Genomic DNA, 624 nt, shown 5'->3' with positions numbered 1-624 from the left:
CGTCCAGGGCGCCACCACCCCGTCCCGGGAGGAACATGTCGAGCGCGACCCCCCACCCGATCTCCCAGCACCCGACGGCCCGGCCCGTCGAGCGATTCGTCACCGTGTCCCTGGACCGGCGCGGCGTGAGCTGCACGGCCCGTCTGCTCACCGAGAAGGCGCCGCTGACCTGCGCGGCCGTGTGGGAGGCGCTGCCGCTGTCGGGGGACGTCTACCACGCCAAGTACGCCCGCAACGAGATCTACGCGCTGCTCTCACCGTTCGCCGACCGGGAGCCCCCGCTGGAGAACCCCACGGTCACCCCCATCCCCGGCGACCTGTGCTACTTCACCTTCAGCGAGACGCAGCTCAACACCGGTTCCTACGGCTACGAGAGCGCGGCCGACCACCGGGGCCGGCCCACCGTGGTGGACCTCGCCCTGTTCTACGAGCGGAACAACCTGCTGATCAACGGCGATCAGGGCTGGGTGCCGGGCATCGTCTGGGGCGCGGTGGTGGACGGACTGGACCGGATGGCCGACGCCTGCCAGGACCTGTGGCGCTCCGGGGCCCGCGGGGAGACCCTCTCCTTCGCCCGGGCCTGATCCCGCCCGGCCGGGCCCACCGGTCGCGCCGGGCCCGGCG

At 73.1% G+C, this 624-nt stretch carries 1 protein-coding gene; it reads left to right on the top strand.

Features of this window, described 5'->3' with window-relative positions; translation table 11 throughout:
• Nucleotides 1–35 precede the first annotated feature (35 nt).
• On the top strand, nucleotides 36–584 hold the full coding sequence (locus FNQ90_RS25960) for a DUF3830 family protein (RefSeq protein ID WP_182608531.1): 549 nt from the start codon (nucleotides 36–38) through the stop codon (nucleotides 582–584).
• The last annotated feature ends 40 nt before the right edge of the window (nucleotides 585–624 follow it).

The sequence above is a fragment of the Streptomyces alkaliphilus genome, assembly GCF_014141535.1.
GTDB lineage: Bacteria > Actinomycetota > Actinomycetes > Streptomycetales > Streptomycetaceae > Streptomyces > Streptomyces alkaliphilus.
Note: the sequence above shows the minus strand (reverse complement) of the source record. Positions and strands in the feature narration are given on the sequence as shown.